The organism is Lysobacter sp. F60174L2, from assembly GCF_052547135.1.
The window spans coordinates 652,917-669,595 of the sequence record NZ_JBQWRA010000001.1 but is presented as its reverse complement, the minus strand read 5'-3'; the positions used below and the strand labels follow the sequence as shown (position 1 = coordinate 669,595).

Below are 16,679 nucleotides of genomic sequence, written 5' to 3'. Positions count from 1 at the left end.
GCGGATAGGCCGGCCAGTCTACCTCTCGCGTTGCGACCTCCCACACCGCCGGGCATGAAAAACGGGCCGGCATGGCCGGCCCGCTGGATACCGTGCGCCGGGGAAGGCGCTGCGGACGGGGCGTCAGGTCAGGGTCTGGCTGAAGTCACGCACTTCCTGGTCGGCCCGTTCGCGGTTCCAGCCGTAACGTTCCTGGAGCTTGCCGGAGAGGTACTCGGTATTGCCTTCGGCGATGTCGAAGTCGTCGTCCGTCAGGTCGCCCCACTTGGCCTGCGCCTTGCCCTTCAGCTGGCTCCACTTGCCGGCAATGATGTCGTTGTTCATTTGCGTGTCCTCTTCGTTGCGGGGGAGTCGCGATGCAGCTGCATCACGCGTCCAGCTTCGCAGGCACGACATTCAAAGCGGGTCACGATTGCGTTAGCCGCAAACGAGGCCGTTGCAATACCGGCGTCCGGCAACAAAAAAGGCCGGATTGCTCCGGCCCTTTTCTTCAGCGACTGCTGGCGTGGATCAGCACTCGTCCGAGGTATCGCAATCCAGGTGGCCTTCGGCCTCGGATTCAATCTTGTCGCCAGCGGCTTCGACGTCTTCACCGACACCGGCCATGGTGTTGCAGGCGGTCAGGGTGCTCGCGGAAAACAGGGACAGCAACATCAAAAAGACCAGACGCTTCATGGGTTTCTCCTCGAACATGGGCTTGCGGATACTGGCCGTGCAGCGGTTGCATGACCGTGGCTGCATCATCGCGTGAAGCGGCGTGAAGCCGATGTGCATCCACCGCAGACCCGTTCAGCGTCCGGCTCAGTCGCGCATCAGGGTCGACTTGCCGAACAGGCTCTCGACCAGGTCGATCGCGACCAGCGCGGTGGCGTTGTCGCGGTCGAGGATCGGGTTGAGCTCCATGATGTCGAGCGAGGCCATGCGGCCGCTGTCGGCGATCATCTCCATGCACAGCTGCGCTTCGCGGTAGTTCGGGCCGCCCGGCACGGTGGTGCCGACGCCCGGGGCGACGGATGGGTCGAGGAAGTCGACGTCGAAGCTGACGTGCAGATGGGTGTTGTCGTCCATGCCCTCCAACGCCTCCTCCATTACCCGCTTCATTCCGACCTCGTCGATGTAGCGCATGTCGTAGACGTCGAGGCCATGCTGCTTGACCAGCCGCTTCTCGCCCTCGTCGACCGAGCGGATGCCGATCTGGCGGACCACCTCGGGCCTGATCGCCGGGGCGTCGCCGCCGAGGTGGGTCAGCTCGCGCGGGCCGAGGCCGCACAGGCAGGCCACCGGCATGCCGTGGATGTTGCCCGACGGGGTCACGTCGCTGGTGTTGAAGTCGGCGTGGGCGTCGAGCCACAGCACGCGCAGGGACTTGCCGGCCTCGCGGCAGTAGCGGGCGACGCCGGTGATCGAGCCCAGCCCGAGGCAATGGTCGCCGCCGAGCAGGATCGGCATGCGGCCGCCGCTGAGTTCGGCGTGCATTGCCTCCATCACCACGCGGTTCCACTCGGTGACCTCGGGCAGGTGGCGGAAGCCGTCGACCGGGCCTTGCCAGGGATTGCGCGGGCCGTCGAGGTTGCCGCGGTCGAGTACGTCGACGCCGCGGGCGGCAAGGGCTTCGCCGAGTCCGGCGATGCGCAGCGCTTCCGGCCCGAGCCGCGCCCCGCGGTCCCCGGCACCGATGTCGGTCGGTGCGCCGATGATCGAGACAGGTGGGTACGTGCGGCTCATGGGCGTCTCCTTGACGTGGTGCCGGCTGTCAGAGTCGAACTGACGACCTACCGCTTACAAGGCGGTTGCTCTACCAACTGAGCTAAGCCGGCGAAACGCCCATTCTAACGTGCGTCGGCGGTGGCGGCCGGCGCGAGGCGATCGCAGTCGATGGTTTCGGCGCGCTCGGTACCGGCGCGATCGCGGGCGGCGTCGATATCGAACCCCGCGGCCGCCCCGACATCGAGCCAGTGCGTGGCCGGGCCGGCCCCCACGGGCGCCACTTCCGCCTCGAATCCGGCCGCCGACAGCGCCGCCAACCGCTCGTTGGCGGACGCCTCGTTGCCGTACAGGCCCAGCGCCAGTGAACGGGCGTCATCACCATCCCGGACCACGAAATAGTCCTTGAACCCGGCCGCGGCCACCCGTTCGGCGGCGGCCTCCGTCTGCTCCATGCTGTCGAACGGCGGCAGGAACACCTTCCAGTTACGCGGCGTGCCGCTGTACTCGCGCCGCGCCCGCGACTGCAGTACCAGCGGTTCCAGGGCGACCCGCGCCTGTTCGAGGGACGGAGCGGTACTGAAGGGGCCGAAGCTGGCGCACTGGCTGATCTCCGGCTTGGCCGGGACCATCGGTGCCGCGATGTTGCCGGGCGCGGATTTGCTTTCCGTCACGAGTTGCAGGGTCGCGACGCCGGGGGGCGGCGCGGGCAATGACGGCGCCGGTGGGACCGGTCGCAGCCCCCACCACAGGGCCACGCCGAGGTTGATCACCAGCAGCAACACGATGAGGGCGCGGATCAGCATGGCGGCGATTGTAGGGCAGCGTGCCGCGATCACCCATGCCCGTCGAGGGCAGCCCAGTCGGCAAGGCCATCGAGCACCAGCGTCGGCAGCAGACGCGCCGACGGCACGCGATCGACCAGGCCCGGCGCACCGCCGCCATGCAGGACCAGTGTCGGCGCCCGGCCCGGTTCGCGCGCGGCCTCGGCCAGGCTGCGCTCGATCAGTGCGAGCGCCGCGCCGTCGCAGCCTGATGCCAGCGCATCGATGGTGTCGTCGGCGAACTCGCTGTAGCGGCCCCCGTCGATCGACAGATGCGCCGCGCGCCGGTGCAGGGCCTCGCGCATCAGCGCAGGCGATGGTGCGATGCGGCCACCGCGGTGTTGGCCGTCGGCGTCGAGCAGGTCGATCGTCAGCGCGGTGCCGACCCCGCACACCAACGCCGGGCCGGTATTCGCGTTGTGGATGGCGAGCATCGCGAGGAAGCGGTCGACACCGAGGCGCGATGGCTCCGCATAGGCGATCCGCAGCCCGTTCCAGCGCCGGGTCGTGCGTGCGATGGCGATGCGCCGGCAGCGGGTCGAAAGCGCCTGCAGGACGGCCACCCGGACCTCCTCCGCCGCCACGCTGGCGAGGTAGGCGACGTCGAACGACCGCGGCAGCCAACGCGCGAGATCCGCCTCGAAACCGGCGGCACCGTGGGCGATCGCCACGACCTCGCCGACCCGGCCGCGGGCATCCAGCGGTGCGGCCTTGAGCCGGGTGTTGCCGAGGTCGAATACCCAGCGGTTCATGCCGTTGCACCGGCGCGCCGCACGCTGGCTTCACCGGAATGGAAGCTGCGCTCCCCGCCTCCGTCCAGGCGCACCTGCAGCGCACCGTCCGGAGCCAGCCCAAGCGCGGTGCCGGCCAGCACCTCATGGTCGCCGCGGAGGACGACCGCCTGCCCGGCAAGCGCATCGAGCGTGGCGTAGCGCGGCAGGAACGGCGCCAGCCCGTCCGCATCGAACTCGTCGAGTGCCGGCAGCCAGCGCGACAGCAGGGTCGCGACCACTGCGTTGCGCGACGGCGGCGCATCGGCGAGGCCGGCAAGATCGCACCAAGGCTGGTCGATCCGCGCCGCGAACGCCGCCGGCATCCCTACGTTGAGACCGAGCCCGATCACCGCGCGCACCGGTCCGGCGTGCTCGCCGCCGCCCTCGACCAGCAGCCCGCCAAGCTTGCGCAGGCCACCGTCCGCGCCCGGCACGACCAGGTCGTTGGGCCACTTCAGCCGCACCGAAGTGAAGCCCGCCGCGTGCAGAGCCTCGACGCTGGCGATGCCCGCGACCAGGCTGAGCCCGCCAAGCCGCGCGAGCCCGCCGTCGAAGCTGCGCGACACCGAGAGGTACACATGCGCCGCCAGCGGCGAGGCCCATTCGCGCCCGCGTCGCCCACGACCACCGGTCTGGCGCTCGGCCAGCAGGATGGTCGCGGCACCGTCGGCCGCACTGGGCCGGCGCAGCAGTTCGCTGTTGGTCGAATCCACGGTCCAGGCGACTTCCACCGTGGCGGTACGCGCACGCACGGGCGGCGGCAGCGCGGCCGCGATCGCATCGCTGTCGAGCAGTTCCACCGGTTGCGCCAGCGCATAGCCTCGGCCGGGCTTGGCCTCGATCACGACGCCGGCTTCGCGCAAGGCCTCGATCCGTTTCCAGATGGCCGCGCGGGACTGGCCGGCGGCCTCGGCCAGGGCCTCTCCGGTTGCCGGCCCACGGGCCAAGCGCATCAGCAGCGCGCGATCGTCCATCAGCGGGCGCTCGGGGATTGCCCGGGGTTTGACTGGCCGCGGGCGGCCGGTGTGCAGCGAGGATCTGGCATGGCCCGATTATGCGTGAACGCACGCCTGGCCGGCCCTTACCGCACTGCAACATCCCTTGTCCATCCCCACCGCCCGGGTTTGCGCTATAGTCAAGAGCTGGCCGGGGCGCCGTCCCGGCAGGCGAGAACTCCCATGCTGCGACTCTGCCTGTGCCTGCTGATCGCCGTATCGAGCGCGACCGCGGTTGCGCGCGAGGTCAAGCTGAGCTCGCCCAACAGCGGCGCATGTCCCGACGCAAAGCCCGCCACGGCCAAGAGCGACGCGATCGAGCGCACTCCCGCCGCGACCCCTTCGCGTGCGACCGAGGTCAAGCCGAGCGTCCACAGCGATGCGCCGAGCCGCCTGAGTTCACCGCGCTGGCACAGCTTCCTGCCAGGCATGTTCCGCTGACCCGGCATCGGCCGGCGCACCCACCGACCCGTCTTGTTCGGCCTGTTTCGCCGCCGGCGACCCGCTCCCGACGCGATCGACCAGGATCTCTGGACCGATACCCGGCGTGCGCTGCCCTGGCTGGCATCGCTTGACCCCGGACGCGACGCGCGGCTGCGCACGCTCACCGCGCTGTTCCTGCAACGCAAGGCCATCACCCCGGTCGGCGGCCTGCAACTCGATCCGCACCAGCGCACCCTGCTGGCAGCGGCGTGCTGCCTGCCGTTGCTGGAATTCGGCGAACAGGGTCTGCACGGCTGGTCGCAACTGATCGTCTATCCCGACGCGTTCCGGGTCCAGCGCAGCCACGTCGATGCTGCCGGCGTGCTGCACGAATGGGACGACGAACTGATTGGCGAGGCTTGGGACGCAGGCCCGGTGATCCTGTCGTGGGCGGACGTGCAATCCGATTGCGCCAATCCGCGCGAGGGATTCTGCGTGGCCGCGCACGAAATCGCGCACAAGCTCGACGTACTCGATGGCGTGCTCGACGGCACCCCGCCGCTGCCGCGGGCATGGCAGCGCGAGTGGGTACGTGATTTCCAGCAGGCGTTCGACGCGCTGGTGGCACAGGTCGATCGCGGCGAGCCGACCGCGATCGACCCGTATGCGGCGGAGGCGCCGGAGGAGTTCTTTGCGGTGGTGACCGAGTACCACTTCAGCGACCCCGCGACGCTGCGGGCCGCGATGCCGGCGGTCGCGGCGCAGCTGGTGCGCTTCTACGGACCGTCGCCCTTCGCGGATACGCCTTTGTAGGAGCGACGTAAGTCGCGATTTCACCGATGCACCGGTCGTCGTGCTGCGCGCGGCGCCCCGGTGCGAGCTCGGGATTCCGAACCAGCCCGCCAGCTTCGACAACCGATTTCGGTGGCGTTCGCGACTTACGTCGCTCCTACAAAAAACGGCGGGGCTAGAGCCGCGGGGGAAGCTGCACTTCGAAGCGCGCGCCGCCCAGTTCTTCCGACGCGCGCACGTCCAGCACGCCGCGGTAGGCGCGGACCAGGTCCTGCACGATCGACAGGCCGATGCCGTGGCCCTGCACGCGCTCGTCGCCGCGCACGCCGCGTTGCAGCACCAGCGCGACCTTTTCCGGCGGAATCCCGGGGCCGTCGTCGTCGACCGCGATCAGCAGCCCCGGGCGCCGGTTCGGTGCGGTCTCGCCGGGACGGGCGGTCAGCAACACGCGCGAGTTCGCCCACTTGAAGGCGTTCTCCAGCAGGTTGCCGAGCAACTCCTGCAGGTCGCCGGGCTCACCGAGGAATTGCACTCCCTCGGTGATGTCGAATTCGCACAGCACGCCCTTGCCGGCGTAGACCTTCTCGAGACTGCGAACCAGCTGTTCGGCGTGCGGTTCGATGTCGATCGGCGCCGAGAACAACGCGTGGCCGCTGGAGGCGGCTCGCGCCAGCTGGTACGACACCAGGTCGTTCATGCGGCGCAGTTGCAGGTCCACGTCCTCGCGCAGTTCGGCCTCCGGCACGTTGTCGTCGAGCCGCGCGCGCAGCACCGCCAGCGGCGTCTTCAGGCTGTGCGCGAGGTCGGCCAGGGTGTTGCGTTGCTGGTCGAGGTTTTCGCGCTCGATCTCGATGAAGGCGTTGATGCTCTCGGCCAGCGGTTCCAGCTCGCGCGGGTGGCGCTCGCTCATGCGCGAGGTGACGCCGCGCTGGACACGCTTGAGCTCCTCGATCACCCGGCGCAGCGGGCGCAGGCTCCAGCGCAGGATCAGGCCCTGCAGCAGCAGCAGGATCAGGCCGGCGCCGCCGAGGTAGCGCCACAACGCCTCGCGGAACACTTCGACCTGCCGGCTCAGCGCGGTGGTGTCTTCGAGGATGTAGATCGTGTACGGGAACTCCGAATCCGGATCGTCGCCGCCGACATAGATCAGGCCGCGGCCGTAGCGGTAGGCCTGGCCGACCTGGCCGTTGATCTCGGTGATCTCCAGCGGCCCCTCGAAGGTTTCCATCGGGGCTTCGAGCAGTTTCCCGTCGGGCAGGACCGGGCCGATCGACGAGGTGGAATCCCAGTGCCCGTTGGGCAACACGATTTCAGCATAGAGCCCGCTGCCGGGCCGGTCGAAACGCGGGTCCGGCGGCATGTAGGGCGGCACGAAGGTGCCGTCGCGGGCGAACTCGCTGTCGGCATAGGCCGCCGCATAGCTGCTCATGCGCTGGTAGAGGTTGCTCTCGGCGGTTTCGAGGAAGGCGCGGTCAAGCGCGTAGCCGGCCAACGCCAGGAACGCGACCAGGCCGATGCTGGCGGCCAGCAACTGGCGCGCCTGCAACGAACGCGGCTGACCCCAGCTCATGCGCCGCGACCGGCCGGGGCGCCGCCACCGTCAGTGGTCCGGGCGCCGCGGCAGCCGTGCTCAGTCCCCGCTGCGCGGGATGGCAAACCGGTAGCCTCGGCCACGCACGGTCTCGATCGGCTTGAGCATGCCTTCGGGATCGAGCTTCTTGCGCAGGCGGCCGATGAAGACCTCCAGCACGTTGGAGTCGCGATCGAAGTCCTGCTGGTAGATGTGCTCGGTCAGGTCGGCCTTCGAGACCAGTTCGCCGGCATGCATCATCAGGTACTCGAGCACCTTGTACTCGTAGCTGGTCAGGTCGACGTTGCTGCCGTTGACGCTGACCGTCTGCGCGGCGAGGTCGAGCATCACCGGGCCGCATTCCAGGGTCGGCTTGCTCCAGCCGGCGGCGCGGCGGACCAGCGCGTTGAGCCGGGCCAGCAGTTCCTCGACGTGGAAAGGCTTGACCAGGTAATCGTCGGCGCCCTGCTTGAGGCCCTCGACCTTGTCCTGCCAGCTCGAGCGCGCGGTCAGGATCAGCACCGGGAATTTCTTGCCTTCCTCGCGCAGTGCCTTGATCAGCTCCATGCCGGACATCTTCGGCAGGCCGAGGTCGATGATGCCGAGGTCGAACGGCACCTCGCGGCCCATGTACAGGCCCTCCTCGCCGTCCTGCGCGGCATCGACGGCGAAGCCTTCACGCTTCAGGCGCGCAGCAAGGGTTTCGCGCAAGGGCGCTTCGTCTTCCACCAGCAGGATTCGCATGGGTACTCCTTGTGCGGCCCGATCGGCCCTGAACAGGGGACTTTCGAGTGAAGAGTGGCGGTTCAGTTGTCGTCGTCGCGTGTACGGCTCGGACGCGAAGGTGTCGCATTGCGCACGGCACGGCTGCGCGGGTCTTCAACGTACACGCGGACGCGGCCGCTGGCATCGACCACCTTGACCCGGTTGATGTCGCGGCCATCGTACGGCACGCGCTCGGCGCTCAGCACCTGTCCACCGGTGCGACGCTCGATGCGGCGGACCGCGGCGGACAGCGCGCTGTGATCGTCGCTGCGTTCGTCGCGGTGACCGGCGTGGCCGCGGTCGGTGCGGCGCTCGACCAGGCTGCGATCGGACTCACGCGACGCGGCCCGGGTGCGCTGCGCCATCGCATCGCCGGCCACCACCGTAACGGTGGAGAACAGCACAAGCGAAATGGCGACGGCGGCTGGACGGGTCTGCATGACGCTCACAAGACGAAAGAAGTCGCCACGCGGTGCTGGAACGCGTCCGCAGCGGCGATGCTGCATTGTCGGAACGAGGCGGTGAATCCGATCTGAACTTTTTCTTCACATCATGGCCTCCATTCAGCCGGGATCGCGTCGCCTTGGCAAGCCCCCGCTCGCGGGAAGGCGTCGATCCGTCCGGACCGTCGTCGCGGGTACGAGCGGGATGGAGGTTCAGGGCGTCGCGGTGGCGACGTCGGCCTGGAACGATTCGGTGACCACCAGCGCGCGTTCGACCAGGCTCCAGTCGGCGCCGGGCAGGTGCGCGCCCTCGCTGAGCACCTGGCGGAACGCGCGGCCACCGCGCTGGTTGGCGAACAGGCCAAGCAGGTGCCGGGTGATGTGCTTGAGGAACACGCCACGCTCCAGCTGCGCTTCGACATACGGACGCAACGCGCGCAGCAGATCGGAGCGCGTGCGCTGGACGCCGCCGAACCATTCGATATCGAGCCGGTGCAGCAGGTAGGGGTCGTGGTACGCCGCGCGCCCGAGCATCGCGCCGTCGACGTGGTCCAGGTGCGCGCCCGCTTCGGCCTCGTCGCGGATGCCACCGTTGACGATCACCTGCAGGTCCGGCCGCTCGCGCTTGAGCCGGTACGCCCATTCGTAGCGCAGCGGCGGCACCTCGCGGTTCTCCTTCGGCGACAGTCCCTGCAGCCACGCGTTGCGCGCATGGACCACGAACATCGCGCAACCGGCATCGGCGACCTCGTCGATGAAGTCGCGGAAACGGTCGTAGTCGTGGTCGTTGTCCACTCCCAGCCGGCACTTGACCGTGACCGGCACGTCGCAGGCCTCGACCATCGCCGCGACCGATGCGGCGACCAGCGCCGGCTCGCGCATCAGGCAGGCGCCGAAGCGACCGGCCTGGACCCGGTCGGACGGGCAGCCGCAATTGAGGTTGATCTCGTCGAAGCCGGTGTCGGCGCCGATCCGTGCGGCCTGTGCCAGCAACTCCGGCTCGCTGCCGCCCAGTTGCAAGGCAACCGGATGCTCGACCGGATCCATCGCCAGCAAGCGCGCGCGATCACCATGGATCACCGCATTGGCATGGACCATCTCGGTGTAGAGCCGCGCGTGCGGCGCGAGCAAGCGGTGGAACACGCGGCAGTGCGAATCGGTCCAGTCCATCATGGGTGCAACGGACAACCTGATGACCTTCTTATTCAACGTACTGTTCGATTGTTCAATCATTTAGCGGCGCTCCGGTGTCCCGCTCATTCCCGGCTTTTCCCGCGAATTCCCGAGTCATGTGTACCATTGGTGTACCAGAAAGAGGTGGTACACATGGCAACCTATCAGGCGCGGGGAGACCGCTGGCGGGCCATTGTCCGTCGAAAGGGGTTCAAGGCCAAATCACGCACGTTCCCGACCAAGACCGCTGCACGCATCTGGGCGGAACGCATCGAGCGTGAGCTGGCCGACCAGGAGGCCCGGGGGCACAGCGAAAACGAAGACCCCACCATCGGCGAGCTCGTCGATTGGTACTCCGGGTATGTACGCCGGATGAAGGGCATCAGCCTCACCCAGAAGGGCAACCTCACCAGGGTCAAGGAGGGCCTCGGCTCCATCGTGGCGAGACGGCTGACCCCTGGGGACATCATTGAACATGTTCGCCGACGCCGGCAGGGCGAACATGTCAACGGCGCGGGCCACCGGGTGCCGCCTTGTGGCGGCGCAACGATGAATGTGGAGCTCGGCTACCTCTCCGAAATGCTCAAGGTCTCTAAGGCAGTGGGGCAGTTGCGGCTCGCCCATGATCCCGTAGCTGAGGCCCGCCCCACGCTTCGCCTCATGAAGCTTGTGTCTCGTCCCGCGAAACGAACGCGGCGCCCCACACAAGACGAGCTCAACCGACTAAAGGCGCACTTCGCTGAGAGCCGCTGGCGCATGAAGGTTCCCATGGAGGACATCATCGACTTCGCGGTTGGGTCCGCGAAGCGGGAAGGTGAAATCACCCGCCTTCTCTGGGCCGATCTAGACGCAGAGACGCGTACGGCACTGCTGCGCGATGCGAAGCACCCGCGTTCGAAAGAGGGGAACCACCGGCGCTTCCCTCTCCTAGCGGGGATGTGGGACCTGGTGCAGCGTCAGCCGCGGGACGGCGAGCGCATCTTTCCCTACGAACCGGATTCGATCGGTACCGCCTTTCGACGAGGTTGTGTCGCCTTGGGCATTCACGACCTGCGCTTCCACGATCTTCGACACGAAGCGACATCGCGCCTCTTCGAACAGGGCTACAGCATTGAGCAGGTTGCGACGGTGACGCTCCATGAAAGCTGGCAGGAACTGAAGCGCTACACCCAACTTCGCCCAGAATCTCTACACCGCGACGGCTTCATTGCCCGTCCCGACTGAGACACCTAATCGCTCAGCTTGAGGCTTAGGTGTGCGGTGATCGTCGCCGCGGGAAGAATAGCCCGCAGGGAGAATCTGCGATGGATGATTACCTTCGGAGCACAATTCGAAAGTGAAAACGCGTGCGGTGCTCTTCGATGTCTACGGAACGCTCATAGAACTGCAGCGGCAGACGGGTGCGTACAAAGACTTGATCCGTAGGGGCAGCGTCAGTCCGGCGGCGTTCGCACGCGAAGTTATGTGTAGCCCAATCGACCTTGCTGAAGCTGCTGAACTTTTCAACGTGCAAATGTCGCAATCGGAGCTCACGACACTAGAGCAGCACCTACGCGAGGAGATAGCCAGCGCCCGTCTCTACCCTGAAGTGCTAAGTGTTCTCACGACCTTGCGCATCCGCGGCTACCGAATTGGGCTCTGCTCAAACCTCGCAATTCCATACATCGGCCCCGCCATTCGATTGATCGGCTCGGCGGTTGATAGCGCCATTTGGAGCTGCGAAGTCTGCGTCATGAAGCCGTCGCCGCGGATTTACGAGCTTGCTGCCGAAGCTTTGGAGGTTGACCCGACCACCATGTTGATGGTCGGCGACAGCTATCGAGCGGACGTGGCAGGGGCGCGACGGGCTGGGTGCAAAGCACTACATCTCGACCGCCGCCGTCGGAGCCGCGGAGATCTCACGAGCCTTTCTGAGCTACTGCCTCGCCTGCCCCCTCTGCCCTGAGATTCTGATGGGCCCAGGATGGCCGCGGAGCGGTGGTGAGCCTCGCAGAGCAAGATCGAGTCGAGCACGAGGTGCTAGTAAAGCCGGTGATGGAACGGTACTTGGGGAAGCCGTGTACCGGTACAACACACATCTTGCCCTCTCTCCTCGTGCGGAAAGATGCGTTGTACTTACATACCGCCTGACTTCTGGACACTGCCGCCAAACGAACTGGACACCGCCACCGCGAAAACTGGACGGCGCCGCCACATGACCTGGTCAGCGGCGCCAAGCGGCTGACCACATCGGGCTTCGGTCGAAATCGTAGCCGCTGATATGCTCAATCCAGGCCTATGTTCAAGGACCGCGATATGGAGCGCGACCGCTACCCGCCTCTCACCATCTCCGTGCCCCCTGACTTCGCCGAGTACTGCGAAGGCCACGGTGTCTCGCCGACCGAGGTCCTGCAGGCGTTCATGGCCGATTTGGCGCCGACTGTCGAAAGCGGAACGAGCCTAGACCGAGGCAGAGCTGCCCAATGGTTCCATGCGATCGCGTGGGGCCGGCCGCGCTGGAATGACGACGACGCATTGGAATAACGGCGACTGCCGGGTTATTGAGACAGTGGCAAAAACGCTTCGGCCGACGGCATCAAAGACAGCGTGTACGAGCATGTCGAAGTTCGCGCGATAGAGCTGCTGGCCAATCAACGCGCTACGCATCATCAAACTGAAGGTTGAACCTATGCCCTACCACTCAAAAGCGAAGGCCGAGAAGCTCCACAACGCGCTTCAAGAACGGCTCGATCGTCTCGTTACAGCCATGTACGGGGCAGATGTCCATGAGGAAGACGCGAAAAGGGGCGGATATCACGGTCCGCAGGTAAGTGTCAGATCTGACGATGTACGAATTGCCGTCGACGACTTCCAGACCATCCTGAAAGAGATCCGGTCCTCGCTCGGCAAACGCTGAGGCCAACGCGCCTCGAGGGCTAGCCTTCGTGCGACGGCGCTGCCACTTCACGCTCATCGCGGGCTTTGGCGAGATGAGACCGCACCTCGTTGATGGTCAAGGCACGCGATGGGTCGGGTTTGAACCTGTCATAAGCGGCAGCGACATCGGTGCGAAGCCATCGCTCGCACTCAGCAGGGGGGTATAGCGGTCGCGCATCGCTCACTCCTAGCTTCAGGGGCAGCATAGCAATCCAAATTTGCCGCGTTTGACTGACCTCACGGCCAGGTCCATCCTAACTAGTGCCAATGGGCTTCAACTGGAGGATCTTTCGATGAAGACGAAAATTTTGGTGGGTATCGCACTGTTCGCCACCACGTTCGCGGCTTGGGCCGCGGCAGGATGCCCGCTGGGTTGTTGCTGATCAGCAAGCCAGCGAACGAAATGCCCCGTCGCAAGCGGGGCATTTCTTCTTCTGGCGGTCCTTAGAGCAGGGTTAGCAAAGGACCGCAACTCGCTATTCCGACTCGGTACGATAGCTACGCCACGCGGAACCAAGCACCCGCCACGCCGAGCGCAGGAACATCACCAGCAACGCCGCGGCGATGAGCAGATCGGGCCAGCCAGCATCGAACAGCCAGACGCCCACGGCTGCGAACAGAACCGCGAAGCCTTCGAACACGTCGTTGCGCGAGCACTCCCATGCCGAGGCCATGTTCACGTCGCCATGGCGGTAGGGCGTCAGCAGCCATAGGCAGATGCCATTGAAGGCCAGGTTAAGCAGCGCCGCGATGCCGATGGCTTCGAAGATCGGCACTTCGGGGTGCGCGAGGCGCCAGCCGACTTGGACCGCCACCGCCATTGCGGCCCCCAGGATCAGCAATCCCTTGAGCAGCGCAACCTTGGCCTTGGCCCGTGTGCTGGCGCCGATCACAGCGATGCTCAGCAGGTAGGTGAGCGCATCGCCCAGGTTGTCGAGGCTGCCCGATAGCAGCGACGACGATCCGCTGTAGATGGCCGCCGAGAGCATCATTACGAACGTTGCGATGTTGATCGCCAGCACGATCATCAGCACCCTCCGCTGCCGCGCCTCCATGGCGCGGATATCGACGGTGCCGCTGCAGCATGAATCACCCATGGGTCAGCCCTCCAGGACTTTCTGACGGGACTCGGTGTCGCGGTGCAGCCAACGGTAGAGCGCCGGCAGAACCAGCAGCGTGAGCAGGGTCGAGGACACGATGCCGCCGATCACCACCGTCGCGAGCGGTCGCTGCACCTCCGATCCGGTGCCGACGTTGAAGGCCATCGGCAGGAAGCCCAGCGAGGCCACGAGCGCCGTCATCAACACCGGGCGAAGGCGTCCGAGCGCGCCATCGACGATCGCGTTCTCCAGCGGGTCGCCCTGTTCGCGCAGCTTGCGGATGAAGGCGATCATGACCAGGCCGTTGAGCACCGCCACACCCGAGAGTGCGATGAAGCCGACGCCGGCGGTGATCGACAACGGGATCCCTCGCAGCGCCAGCGCGAACACGCCGCCGGTCAGCGCCAGCGGCACGCCACTGAACACGATCGCCGCGTCCTTGGCCGAGCCGAAGGCCATAAACAGCAGGCCGAAGATGAGCACCAGCGTCACCGGCACCACAACCGCGAGTCGCCGGCTGGCCGAGATCAACTGCTCGAACGTGCCGCCATAGTCGACCCAGTAGCCTTCCGGAATGTCGACCTGCTGCTCGACGCGTTGCTGCAGCTCGGCCACAAAGCTGCCCAGGTCGCGGTCGCGCACGTTGGCGGTGACCACCACGCGGCGCTTGCCGTTCTCGCGGTTGATCTGGTTCGGTCCGAGAATCTTCTCGATCGTCGCCACCTCGCGCAGCGGGATGGTCTGCGGGGTGTCGTCCGACCACGCGGGATCACGGCTGGACTCGTCGGCGTTGATGTTCCCGCCCAGGGGAATGGGCAGGTCTTCCAGCGCCGTCGGATCCGCCCGCATCTGTTCGGGCAATCGCACCACGATGTCAAAGCGCCGATCGCCGTCGTACAACTCGCTGGCGACCTGGCCACCCACGGCGGTGGCGACGGTCTGCTGCACCACGCTCGGGTTCAGGCCGTAGCGCGCCAGCGCCTCCCGATCCGGCACCACCGTCAGCAGCGGCAGGCCGGTGGCCTGTTCTGTCTTGACATCGGCGGCACCGCTGACCTGTTTGGTCATCGCCTCGATCTGCTCGGCCACCTCGACCAGCGTATCCAGGTCATCACCGAACACCTTGATCGCGACATCCGCGCGAACGCCCGAGATCAGCTCGTTGAAACGCATTTCGATTGGCTGGGTGAACTCGTAGTTGTTGCCGGGGATTTCCGACACTGCTTCCTCGATCTCCGCGACCAGGACCTCCTTGGGCTTGCGCGGATCGGGCCACGCGTCACGCGGTTTCATCATCAGGAAGGTGTCGGCCACGTTCGGCGGCATCGGATCGGTGGCAACTTCGGCGGTGCCGATTTTGCTGAACACCCGTTCGACCTCGGGGATTTCCATAACCCCTTCCTCGACCGCGATCTGCATCTTCACCGCCTGCTCGATTCCCGTGCCGGGGACGCGAATCGCATGCATGGTGATGTCGCCCTCATCCAAGTTTGGGATGAACTCGCTGCCCAGTCTCGTTGCCAGCAGGCCGGAGACCACAACCAGCGCCAACGCGCCGCCGAGCACCCAGCTGCGGCGGCGCAAGGACCAAGCCAGGAGTGGCGCGTAGCGGCGCTTGGTCCACTGCATCACCCGGTTCTCCTTCTCCTCGACTCGGCCACTCAGGAAGATCGCGACCGACGCCGGCACGAAGGTCAGCGACAGCACCATCGCACCGGTCAGCGCCAGCACCACGGTGATCGCCATCGGGTGGAACATCTTCCCTTCGATCCCGGTCAACGCGAAAATCGGCAGGTACACCGCTGCGATGATGAAGAGCCCGAACAGGCTCGGCCGGATCACCTCGACGGTCGCCGTGGCGGTCAGGTCCGTGCGCTCCTCGTCGGTCATGACTCGGCCGAGCCGTTGCTGCATCTCGCCGAAGCGGCGAAGGCAGTTCTCGATGATGATCACCGCGCCATCGACGATCAGACCGAAGTCGAGCGCGCCCAGGCTCATCAGGTTGCCCGACACGCCGCCCTTGACCATGCCGAAGATGGTGAACAGCATCGCCAACGGGATCACTGCGGCCGTGATCAGCGCCGCGCGGAAGTTGCCGAGCAGCAGGAACAGCACCACGATCACCAGTAGCGCGCCCTCGACCAGATTCTTGGAGATGGTCTCCATGGTGCGGTCGACCAGCTCGGTGCGGTCGTACACGGCAGTCGCCTGGACCCCGGCCGGCAGGCTGGCGTTGGCGTCTTCCAGCTTGGCCGCCGCGGCTTGGGCGACCTCGCGGCTGTTGGCGCCCACCAGCATGGCGACCGTGCCGAGCACCACTTCCTCGCCGTTCTGGGTGGCCGCACCGGTGCGCAGCTCCGGGCCTTCGCCGACCTGGGCCACGTCGCTCACCCGGATCGACAGGCCTTCGCGCCGGTCGAGCACGATGTTGCGGATCTCATCCAGCCCGCCGACCTGGCCGGGCACGCGCACCAGGTACTGCTGGCCGTTGCGCTCGATATAACCCGCGCCCATGTTTTGGTTGTTGGCGGCCACTGCATCGACGATGTCCTGCAGCGTGAAACCGAGCGCGACCAGCTTGGACGGGTCCGGGGTGATATGGATCTGGCGCTCGTAGCCGCCGATGGTGTTGACCTCGGTGACGCCGGGCGTGTTGCGCATCTGCGGCCGGATCACCCAGTCCTGCAGCGTGCGGAGGTCCGTCGCAGTCCATCGCGTGCCGTCGGGCTTGCGCGCCTCCGGCGCGGCGTCGACGGTGTACATGAAGATCTCGCCCAAGCCGGTCGAGATCGGCCCCATCTGCGGCTCCAGCCCTTCCGGGATCTGCGACTGGACCTGCTGCAGCCGTTGGGCCACCTGCTGCCGGGCGAAGTACAGGTCGGTGCCGTCCTCGAATACCACGGTTACCTGCGACAACCCATAGCGCGACAGAGATCGGGTGTAGTCCAGTCGTGGCAGGCCGGCCAGCGCGGTCTCGATCGGATAGGTGACGCGCTGCTCGGACTCCAGCGGCGAGTAGCCCGGCGCCTCGGTGTTGATCTGCACCTGGACGTTGGTGATGTCGGGGGTGGCGTCGATCGGCAGCTTGGTGAAGCTCCAGATGCCCACGCCGATCAACCCCAAGGTCAACACCAGCATCATCCAGCGGTGGTGAATGGAGAATCGGACGATTTTTTCCAGCAGACCGCCCTCGCTAGAACG

General features: G+C 66.5%; 18 protein-coding genes and 1 tRNA gene. 6 read left to right on the top strand and 13 right to left on the bottom strand.

Going from position 1 to position 16,679, the window contains the following annotated elements:
* Nucleotides 1-123: 123 nt before the first annotated feature.
* The 7 genes from ACT9AS_RS02990 to birA all read right to left on the bottom strand — a co-directional run bounded on the left by ACT9AS_RS02990 (nt 124) and on the right by birA (nt 4,275).
* Nucleotides 124-324, bottom strand: coding sequence for a CsbD family protein (locus ACT9AS_RS02990; protein WP_445098624.1), 201 nt, complete (start codon nt 322-324; stop codon nt 124-126).
* A 186-nt stretch (nt 325-510) separates the two neighbouring features.
* The gene (locus ACT9AS_RS02985) at nt 511-675 is read right to left on the bottom strand and encodes an entericidin A/B family lipoprotein (protein ID WP_445098623.1); all 165 of its coding nucleotides are present in this window, start codon (nt 673-675) and stop codon (nt 511-513) included.
* 126 nt (nt 676-801) lie between these two features.
* On the bottom strand, nt 802-1,725 hold the full coding sequence (gene rocF, locus ACT9AS_RS02980) for an arginase (protein WP_445098622.1): 924 nt from the start codon (nt 1,723-1,725) through the stop codon (nt 802-804).
* A 16-nt stretch (nt 1,726-1,741) separates the two neighbouring features.
* Nucleotides 1,742-1,817 (bottom strand) — tRNA-Thr (locus tag ACT9AS_RS02975).
* 12 nt (nt 1,818-1,829) lie between these two features.
* Complete coding sequence (locus ACT9AS_RS02970; protein ID WP_445098621.1) at nt 1,830-2,510, bottom strand: SPOR domain-containing protein; 681 nt, start codon at nt 2,508-2,510, stop codon at nt 1,830-1,832.
* 29 nt (nt 2,511-2,539) lie between these two features.
* The gene (locus ACT9AS_RS02965) at nt 2,540-3,280 is read right to left on the bottom strand and encodes a type III pantothenate kinase (RefSeq protein ID WP_445098620.1); all 741 of its coding nucleotides are present in this window, start codon (nt 3,278-3,280) and stop codon (nt 2,540-2,542) included.
* Complete coding sequence (birA, locus tag ACT9AS_RS02960; RefSeq protein WP_445098619.1) at nt 3,277-4,275, bottom strand: bifunctional biotin--[acetyl-CoA-carboxylase] ligase/biotin operon repressor BirA; 999 nt, start codon at nt 4,273-4,275, stop codon at nt 3,277-3,279. Before birA ends, ACT9AS_RS02965 begins: the two co-directional genes overlap by 4 nt.
* Before the next feature lie 204 nt (nt 4,276-4,479).
* Here birA and ACT9AS_RS02955 point away from each other — a divergent pair, with 204 nt between their 5' ends.
* Both ACT9AS_RS02955 and ACT9AS_RS02950 read left to right on the top strand, forming a co-directional pair.
* Nucleotides 4,480-4,737: a hypothetical protein gene (locus ACT9AS_RS02955; RefSeq protein WP_445098618.1), complete on the top strand. Its 258-nt coding sequence runs from the start codon at nt 4,480-4,482 to the stop codon at nt 4,735-4,737.
* 42 nt (nt 4,738-4,779) lie between these two features.
* Complete coding sequence (locus ACT9AS_RS02950; RefSeq protein WP_445099020.1) at nt 4,780-5,532, top strand: zinc-dependent peptidase; 753 nt, start codon at nt 4,780-4,782, stop codon at nt 5,530-5,532.
* Between the two features lie 154 nt (nt 5,533-5,686).
* On the opposite strand, the gene ACT9AS_RS02945 is transcribed toward ACT9AS_RS02950, so the two are convergent.
* The 4 genes from ACT9AS_RS02945 to dusA all read right to left on the bottom strand — a co-directional run bounded on the left by ACT9AS_RS02945 (nt 5,687) and on the right by dusA (nt 9,522).
* Complete coding sequence (locus ACT9AS_RS02945) at nt 5,687-7,081, bottom strand: ATP-binding protein (protein WP_445098617.1); 1,395 nt, start codon at nt 7,079-7,081, stop codon at nt 5,687-5,689.
* 60 nt (nt 7,082-7,141) lie between these two features.
* On the bottom strand, nt 7,142-7,825 hold the full coding sequence (locus tag ACT9AS_RS02940; protein WP_445098616.1) for a response regulator: 684 nt from the start codon (nt 7,823-7,825) through the stop codon (nt 7,142-7,144).
* Between the two features lie 62 nt (nt 7,826-7,887).
* A complete protein-coding gene (locus tag ACT9AS_RS02935; protein WP_445098615.1) occupies nt 7,888-8,286 on the bottom strand; it encodes a PepSY domain-containing protein in 399 nt (132 codons plus the stop codon).
* A gap of 216 nt (nt 8,287-8,502) precedes the next feature.
* Nucleotides 8,503-9,522: a tRNA dihydrouridine(20/20a) synthase DusA gene (gene dusA / locus ACT9AS_RS02930; RefSeq protein ID WP_445098614.1), complete on the bottom strand. Its 1,020-nt coding sequence runs from the start codon at nt 9,520-9,522 to the stop codon at nt 8,503-8,505.
* A 93-nt stretch (nt 9,523-9,615) separates the two neighbouring features.
* Between dusA and ACT9AS_RS02925 the strand changes: the two genes are divergently transcribed.
* The 4 genes from ACT9AS_RS02925 to ACT9AS_RS02910 all read left to right on the top strand — a co-directional run bounded on the left by ACT9AS_RS02925 (nt 9,616) and on the right by ACT9AS_RS02910 (nt 12,358).
* A complete protein-coding gene (locus ACT9AS_RS02925; RefSeq protein WP_445098613.1) occupies nt 9,616-10,686 on the top strand; it encodes a tyrosine-type recombinase/integrase in 1,071 nt (356 codons plus the stop codon).
* A 112-nt stretch (nt 10,687-10,798) separates the two neighbouring features.
* Entirely contained in the window at nt 10,799-11,407 is a 609-nt protein-coding gene (locus ACT9AS_RS02920; RefSeq protein ID WP_445098612.1) for an HAD-IA family hydrolase, read from the top strand.
* 332 nt (nt 11,408-11,739) lie between these two features.
* Nucleotides 11,740-11,985, top strand: a complete 246-nt coding sequence (locus tag ACT9AS_RS02915) for a hypothetical protein (protein WP_445098611.1) — start codon at nt 11,740-11,742, stop codon at nt 11,983-11,985.
* Between the two features lie 145 nt (nt 11,986-12,130).
* Nucleotides 12,131-12,358, top strand: coding sequence for a hypothetical protein (locus ACT9AS_RS02910; protein ID WP_445098610.1), 228 nt, complete (start codon nt 12,131-12,133; stop codon nt 12,356-12,358).
* A 496-nt stretch (nt 12,359-12,854) separates the two neighbouring features.
* Here the strand turns inward: ACT9AS_RS02910 and ACT9AS_RS02905 are convergent, their stop codons facing one another.
* On the bottom strand, nt 12,855-13,475 hold the full coding sequence (locus tag ACT9AS_RS02905; RefSeq protein ID WP_445098609.1) for a cation transporter: 621 nt from the start codon (nt 13,473-13,475) through the stop codon (nt 12,855-12,857).
* A gap of 3 nt (nt 13,476-13,478) precedes the next feature.
* A complete protein-coding gene (locus ACT9AS_RS02900; RefSeq protein WP_445099019.1) occupies nt 13,479-16,661 on the bottom strand; it encodes a CusA/CzcA family heavy metal efflux RND transporter in 3,183 nt (1,060 codons plus the stop codon).
* Nucleotides 16,662-16,679: the final 18 nt, after the last annotated feature.

Excerpts from the sequence above, each read along its gene's own strand:
- ACT9AS_RS02905 (WP_445098609.1), bottom strand. The coding sequence starts at position 13,475 with ATGGGTGATTCATGCTGCAGCGGCACCGTCGATATCCGCGCCATGGAG.
- birA (WP_445098619.1), bottom strand. The coding sequence starts at position 4,275 with ATGGACGATCGCGCGCTGCTGATGCGCTTGGCCCGTGGGCCGGCAACC.
- ACT9AS_RS02915 (WP_445098611.1), top strand. The coding sequence starts at position 11,740 with ATGTTCAAGGACCGCGATATGGAGCGCGACCGCTACCCGCCTCTCACC.
- ACT9AS_RS02940 (WP_445098616.1), bottom strand. The coding sequence starts at position 7,825 with ATGCGAATCCTGCTGGTGGAAGACGAAGCGCCCTTGCGCGAAACCCTT.
- ACT9AS_RS02990 (WP_445098624.1), bottom strand. The coding sequence starts at position 324 with ATGAACAACGACATCATTGCCGGCAAGTGGAGCCAGCTGAAGGGCAAG.
- ACT9AS_RS02935 (WP_445098615.1), bottom strand. The coding sequence starts at position 8,286 with ATGCAGACCCGTCCAGCCGCCGTCGCCATTTCGCTTGTGCTGTTCTCC.
- ACT9AS_RS02985 (WP_445098623.1), bottom strand. The coding sequence starts at position 675 with ATGAAGCGTCTGGTCTTTTTGATGTTGCTGTCCCTGTTTTCCGCGAGC.
- ACT9AS_RS02925 (WP_445098613.1), top strand. The coding sequence starts at position 9,616 with ATGGCAACCTATCAGGCGCGGGGAGACCGCTGGCGGGCCATTGTCCGT.
- ACT9AS_RS02955 (WP_445098618.1), top strand. The coding sequence starts at position 4,480 with ATGCTGCGACTCTGCCTGTGCCTGCTGATCGCCGTATCGAGCGCGACC.
- ACT9AS_RS02965 (WP_445098620.1), bottom strand. The coding sequence starts at position 3,280 with ATGAACCGCTGGGTATTCGACCTCGGCAACACCCGGCTCAAGGCCGCA.
- rocF (WP_445098622.1), bottom strand. The coding sequence starts at position 1,725 with ATGAGCCGCACGTACCCACCTGTCTCGATCATCGGCGCACCGACCGAC.
- dusA (WP_445098614.1), bottom strand. The coding sequence starts at position 9,522 with ATGATTGAACAATCGAACAGTACGTTGAATAAGAAGGTCATCAGGTTG.
- ACT9AS_RS02970 (WP_445098621.1), bottom strand. The coding sequence starts at position 2,510 with ATGCTGATCCGCGCCCTCATCGTGTTGCTGCTGGTGATCAACCTCGGC.
- ACT9AS_RS02910 (WP_445098610.1), top strand. The coding sequence starts at position 12,131 with ATGCCCTACCACTCAAAAGCGAAGGCCGAGAAGCTCCACAACGCGCTT.
- ACT9AS_RS02945 (WP_445098617.1), bottom strand. The coding sequence starts at position 7,081 with ATGAGCTGGGGTCAGCCGCGTTCGTTGCAGGCGCGCCAGTTGCTGGCC.